General features: G+C 72.2%; 5 protein-coding genes. 4 read left to right on the plus strand and 1 reads right to left on the minus strand.

Annotated elements, in window-relative coordinates; translation table 11 throughout:
- Positions 1 to 389 precede the first annotated feature (389 nt).
- From ABZW03_RS36450 to ABZW03_RS36460, 3 genes are all read left to right on the plus strand, one after another.
- Positions 390 to 692, plus strand: a complete 303-nt coding sequence (locus ABZW03_RS36450; RefSeq protein WP_355268434.1) for a hypothetical protein — start codon at positions 390 to 392, stop codon at positions 690 to 692.
- A gap of 125 nt (positions 693 to 817) precedes the next feature.
- Positions 818 to 1,381: a PH domain-containing protein gene (locus tag ABZW03_RS36455; protein ID WP_355268437.1), complete on the plus strand. Its 564-nt coding sequence runs from the start codon at positions 818 to 820 to the stop codon at positions 1,379 to 1,381.
- Between the two features lie 236 nt (positions 1,382 to 1,617).
- Positions 1,618 to 3,078, plus strand: coding sequence for a glycoside hydrolase (locus tag ABZW03_RS36460; protein WP_355268440.1), 1,461 nt, complete (start codon positions 1,618 to 1,620; stop codon positions 3,076 to 3,078).
- A gap of 47 nt (positions 3,079 to 3,125) precedes the next feature.
- Here the strand turns inward: ABZW03_RS36460 and ABZW03_RS36465 are convergent, their stop codons facing one another.
- Complete coding sequence (locus ABZW03_RS36465; protein ID WP_355268443.1) at positions 3,126 to 3,851, minus strand: dienelactone hydrolase family protein; 726 nt, start codon at positions 3,849 to 3,851, stop codon at positions 3,126 to 3,128.
- Between the two features lie 316 nt (positions 3,852 to 4,167).
- Between ABZW03_RS36465 and ABZW03_RS36470 the strand changes: the two genes are divergently transcribed.
- Complete coding sequence (locus tag ABZW03_RS36470; protein WP_355268446.1) at positions 4,168 to 5,463, plus strand: hypothetical protein; 1,296 nt, start codon at positions 4,168 to 4,170, stop codon at positions 5,461 to 5,463.
- The last annotated feature ends 56 nt before the right edge of the window (positions 5,464 to 5,519 follow it).

The following is a 5,519-nucleotide window of genomic DNA, read 5'->3' on the forward strand; positions in this document are numbered from 1 at the left end:
GTCTCGCGGAGTGAGACCGCAGTCTTAGCGCATGGACAGCGCCCGGCCACCCGTACCGCCCTCACCCCCACGGGTTCCCCTCCCCCTCCGCCGCCGGCCGGGCCGACCGCCCGACCACCCCCGGGATGCGCGCGGTCTCGCCAACTCCCGTATGCCGCAAGCCCGCGCCGCCTCGCCGGACCGTCGGCCCCAGGCGCGCGGGGCGGGGCGCGGGGCCCGCCGGCTCGGTCCTCGGGCGGGTGCCTCCTCCGGCGCGGGGGTGGGCGCAGCTGCCTCGAAACGTCAGCTTTCCCGCTAAACCCGGACGAACGCGGGTACCTCACCCATGGCCGCTCCGGAAGGACGACAGCACCGGCGGCAGTCGAGTGAACAGACGAAAGGCAGAGGCCATGAGCATGATCCAGACCGGCAAGCTGCAGCTGAGCTCCGCCAACCTCACGGAGGTGGCGGGCGGGAACACCTCGACCTTCACCCAGGTCATCTTCCCCACGCCCTTCCCCGACGACTCGACCGTGATCGTCCTGCCCTTCGTCCAGACCTTCCACGGGCCCGACACCCCGGGCCTGCGGATCGCCGACGTCACCACCGTCGGCTTCAAGATCCGCATCAACGAACTCGTGGGCACCGGCCGGGCGCTGTCCGACGGGCCGCACACCACCGAGACCGTCGGCTGGATCGCCAGCACCGTGTAGGCTGCCCGGCGCCCCCGCGGCCCCGGCGGTGCGGGGTCGCGGGGGCCGGCGGAACGCCTCACCGTCCACGGGGATCCCGGCCGCCCCCCTGTCCCGGCGCGGGCGACGGGCGTAGGGTGCGCGGCGTGGAAGAAATGATCTTCCGGCAGAAGGACGTGGCCCAGCCGGCCGCCCTCCCGATGCTGGCCCTCGTCGCCGTCGCCCCGCTCGCACTCGGCCTGCTGAAGCTCACCGCCCTCGGCACGGTGCTGCTGTTCGCGCTGAGCCTGACGATCGTCGTCCCGGCTCTCGCGGCCCTGCGGTCCTGGAGCCGGGTGGGCGCCGACGGGATCACCGTCTGCCGGGGGTTCGGGCCCGGCCGCACCTACGCCTGGGAGGAGATCCGCTGGATCGGCGTGCGGCGCTACGACGCCCCGGGCGCGACCAACCACGCGGTGCGGATCCACCTCGCCGACGGTCGCCGCCGCTCGCTGCCGGGCCTCAGCACCGACGGGCGGCGGCGGACGGCCTCCTTCGCGGCGAACTGCCACCAGGTCCAGGCCTGGTGGGAGCAGAGCACGGAGCCGGACCGGCGGATCGAGCCGTCGGCCCGCACCTGGAGCGGCTCCCCGGCCCTGGCGGTCGGGGTGCCCCTCGCGCTCGCCGTCGTCGCCGCCTTCGTCGCCGTCTGGGGAACCCAGCAGCGGTAGCCCGCCCGGCCGGAACCGTGGCGCCGGCTCCGTATCACCCCTGGCAGCGGCAGGTCACCGATCTCCGTCATGGCCGTGGTGCGGCCGCCGCAAACACCGGCCCGAGGTGATCAACGGCACACTGGTTCCGCCTCTCACCCGTGGTGCAGACTGCGATTCGTGCGCATCCCGGTCCGGATGTGCGGATTCTGTGCCCAGGGGGGGCTTCGATGCGACGTCGTACGGTTCTGCGCGGAATGGTGGGCCTGCCGGTGGGGGCGCTGGCGGTCGTCTCCGCCGCCCGGCCCGCTTGGGCGGACTTCAGCACCACGGTGAACCCGTCGGTCAACTGGGGCACCTGGGAGGGGTGGGGCACCTCCTTGGCCTGGTGGGCCAACCAGCTCGGCCCTCAGGAGGACCTGGCTGACGTGCTGTTCAGCCGAAAGACCGTCCAGTACCGCGGGCAGACGGTGCCCGGGCTGGGCATGAACGTGGTCCGCTACAACGCCGGCGGCTCGGGGACGAACAGCATCGGCGGCAGGACGATGAAGCCCGTGTCGACCTTGGACGGCTTCAAGCAGATCGAGGGCTACCAGCTCGACTGGTACTCGGCGGACCCGCAGTCGTCCAGCTGGAACTGGAACGCCGACGCCCACCAGCGCGACATGATGTGGCTGGCCCGGGACCGCGGCGCCGACCGGTTCGAGCTGTTCAGCAACTCGCCGATGTGGTGGATGCTGAAGAACGACGATCCGCGCGGATCGGCGGACGGCCACAGCTGCAACCTGCAGGACGACAACTTCGGCCGGCACGCGGCGTACCTGGCGACGGTGGCGCGCTACGCCCACGACCACTGGGGCATCGACTTCACCTCCGTCCAGCCCGTCAACGAGCCGGGGGCCAAGTGGGGCGGGTTCCCGCCGGACTCCGTCGGCGGGCAGGAGGGCTGCCACTACGACCGGCCCCAACTGGCCGAGATCATCCGGCAGACCCGGGGCCAGCTGGACGCCCGGGGACTGCAGTGGATGGCGGTGGCCGGCCTGGACGACTGGGGTGTCGGCAGCGCCGTGTACAACTGGAAGGACAACCCCGACTTCGACGCCGCCACCCGCGCGGCCGTGGGGCGGGTGAACGTCCACGGCTACGACACCGGCGGTGACCGCGCCGCGCTGTACGACGCCGTCGCGGCGGACGGCAAGAACATCTGGATGTCCGAGTACGGCGACGGTGACACCAGCGGTCTTCAGCTCGTCCGGAACCTCCACCTGGACCTGCGCCGGCTGCACCCCACGGCGTGGGTCATCTGGCAGATCCTCGACTGGGAGAACTACGGGGCGATCACCCTCACCAACGGGGTGATCGGCGCGGTCAACCCGAAGTTCTTCGTCCTCGCCCAGTACATGCGGCACATCCGCCCGGGCATGACGATCATCGACGCCGGTCACCCCGATGCCGTCGCGGCCTACGACAGCGTGAACCACAAGCTGGTCGTCGTCGCCGTGAACCACGGGGAAGGACAGTGGATCGACTTCGACCTGTCCAGGTTCGGCCGGCCCGGGCAGGACGGCGCGCTGGTCGAGCGGTGGGCCACCGGGACGGACGCCGGCGGCGAGCGCTACCAGCACCACGCGGACACCTGGGTGCACGGCAACCGGTTCTGGTCCTACTTCAACGCCCGTACCGTGCAGACCTTCGAGGTCTCCGACGTCCACCTGTAGCCGTCCCGCCCGCCACCTCGCCCCTGCCTGCCCCTGCCGCCCGGAGCTCAGTCCGGCACGGGCAGGCACTCGGCGAGCAGGTCGAGGACGTCGCGCCAGGCCCGCCGGGCGTGCAGCGGGTGGTACCCGACCCCGGGGAGCACCGCGTGGTCGACCGTCGGGTGGTGGAAGGCGTGCTCGGCCCCGCCGTAGACCACGAGGCGCCAGTCCACGCCCGCGGCCTGCATCTCGGCGGCGAAGGCGTCGCGGTGCGCGGTGGACATGATCGGGTCCTCCGAGCCGACCCCGGCCCAGACGGGGCACCGGATGTTCGCCGCCTCGCCCGGCCGGCCCGTGGTCAGGCCGTTGACCGTCGCGATCGCCCGCAGGTCGACGCCGGCGCGGCCGAGTTCCACCGCGATGATGCCCCCGGTGCCGTAGCCGACGGCGACGATCCGCCTGGGGTCGGTCCGCGGTTCGGCGAGCAGCACGTCGAGGGCCGCGCGGCCGATCGCCCGCAGCCGCTCGGGGTCGGCGAGCATCGGCATCACCCGCGCCAGCATCTCCTGCGGGTCGGAGATCCAGCGGCCGCCGTGGAGGTCGAAGGCCAGCGCCACGTAGCCCAGTTCGGCGAGGGCCTCGGCCCGGCGGCGCTGGACCTCGCTCACCCCCGGCCCCTCGGGCCCGAGCAGCACCGCGGGCCGGCGGCCCGCACCGGCGGGGAGCGCGAGGTGCCCGATCATCGTCAGTCCGTCGGCCGGGTACTCGACCGTGCGCGTGGTAACCGTCGTCATGGCAGGGGACTGTAGTGACGACCGGGCCCCGGCCGGGCGGGACTTCGCCCTCGGCAGAGGGGGCGGTCCACGCCCCGCCCGCCGCTCCGCCCGTGGGTGAGGACGGGCGGTTTTCGGCTTTTGGTCATGGTTTTGGCCGTTCTGGCCAAAGACCCGGTCAAATAAGCGCGTGCCCCCTTGCCGATAATGTGATCACATGTGCAGGCGCTGTGGCGTCGCGCGTCACAGGGGAGGGACCGGCCCGCTCCACCGAGCGGGCCCGATCAACAGGAGTCGCACCATCAACACCGCCATCCGCAAGGCCGCCCGTGGGGCGATGCCCGTCGCCGTCACCGCCTCCGTGCTCGCCACCGGCCTCACCGCCTGCGGCACCGTCGAGCAGCTGTCCGCCGCGCAGAAGGTGTCGAAGGCCTTCGACAAGGTCGGCGACGGCAAGTCGGCCGGCTTCACCCTCTCCATCGACGCCACCCCCGAGCAGGTCGCCGCGTTCGCCAACTCCGGCGAGCACAAGGGCAAGAGCCTGACCGGCTCCGCCCGGGGCGTCGACCGCGAGATGGACGAGAAGACCGCCAAGGCCGTCTCCGGCCTCTCCGTCTCGGTCGCGATCTCCGCCGACAAGCCGCTCAAGGACGTCGAGGCCTTCAGGAACGCCGGCAAGGCCGGCAAGAACACCGACCTGACACTCGACAAGTCGGTGCGCGTCTCCTACCTGCTCGCCGACCGCAGCGGCACCGCGCTGCTGGAGTACCGCCAGGTCGACGGCACCGGGTACCTGCACGCCGACGCCAAGGGCCTGGTGAAGCTCTCCGGCGAGGACCCGTCCGTGGTGGACGAGATGCGCAAGGACCTGCCCGAGAAGCTGAAGCCGGTCGGGGACGTGCTGGCCGGCAAGTGGGTCGGCTTCGACCTCCAGGCCCTCGCGGACCGGGCGAAGGAGTCCGACGGCAAGAAGGCCGCCCCGAGCGCCGCGCCCTCCGTCGACCCGGAGCTGGGTGGCGAGCTGCTCAACTCGATCAAGGACGTGCTCGGCCGCACCGTCACGTACGAGGACAAGGGCAAGAAGGACGGCACCGAGCACCTCTGGATCAGCGCCCCGGCCCGGCAGCTGGTGGACGAGATGTACAAGGCCGTCAAGCCGCTGTCCGCCAAGTTCCCGAAGCAGCTGGGCACGTTCCCGGACCAGGCCCCGAGCGACGTTCCGGACCGCCGGATCGGCCTCGACCTCTACCTGAAGAACGGTGCCTTCTCCTCCGCCACCTTCGACCTCGCCCAGCTGGCCGACAAGGTCGAGCCGGGCGTCAACTTCCCGGTGAAGCTCGCCTTCAACCAGGCGGCCCCGGCCGTCCAGGCCCCGGCCGACGCCGTCAAGCTGACCACCGAGCAGCTGACGGACGCGGTGGTCGGCCTGGCCACCTCGGGCCCCGGGGACGAGCTCGACCCCGAGTCCGTGGGCGGCGACCTCCCGATGGCCCCGCCGCTGACCGACGCCCAGCTCAAGGAGATCGCCGGGCTCGGCATCCCGGAGTCCCGGGCGCGGATGTACAACGAGGCCGGCCTGTCCTACGAGGACATCAAGGAGATGGCCACGACGGTCGCCCCCTCCGGCGCCTGAGCACGACGACGACCGGCCGACCCCCCCCCGGCGGTCGGCCCGGCGCGCGTATACAG

The sequence above is a fragment of the Kitasatospora sp. NPDC004799 genome, from assembly GCF_040609095.1.
GTDB lineage: Bacteria > Actinomycetota > Actinomycetes > Streptomycetales > Streptomycetaceae > Kitasatospora.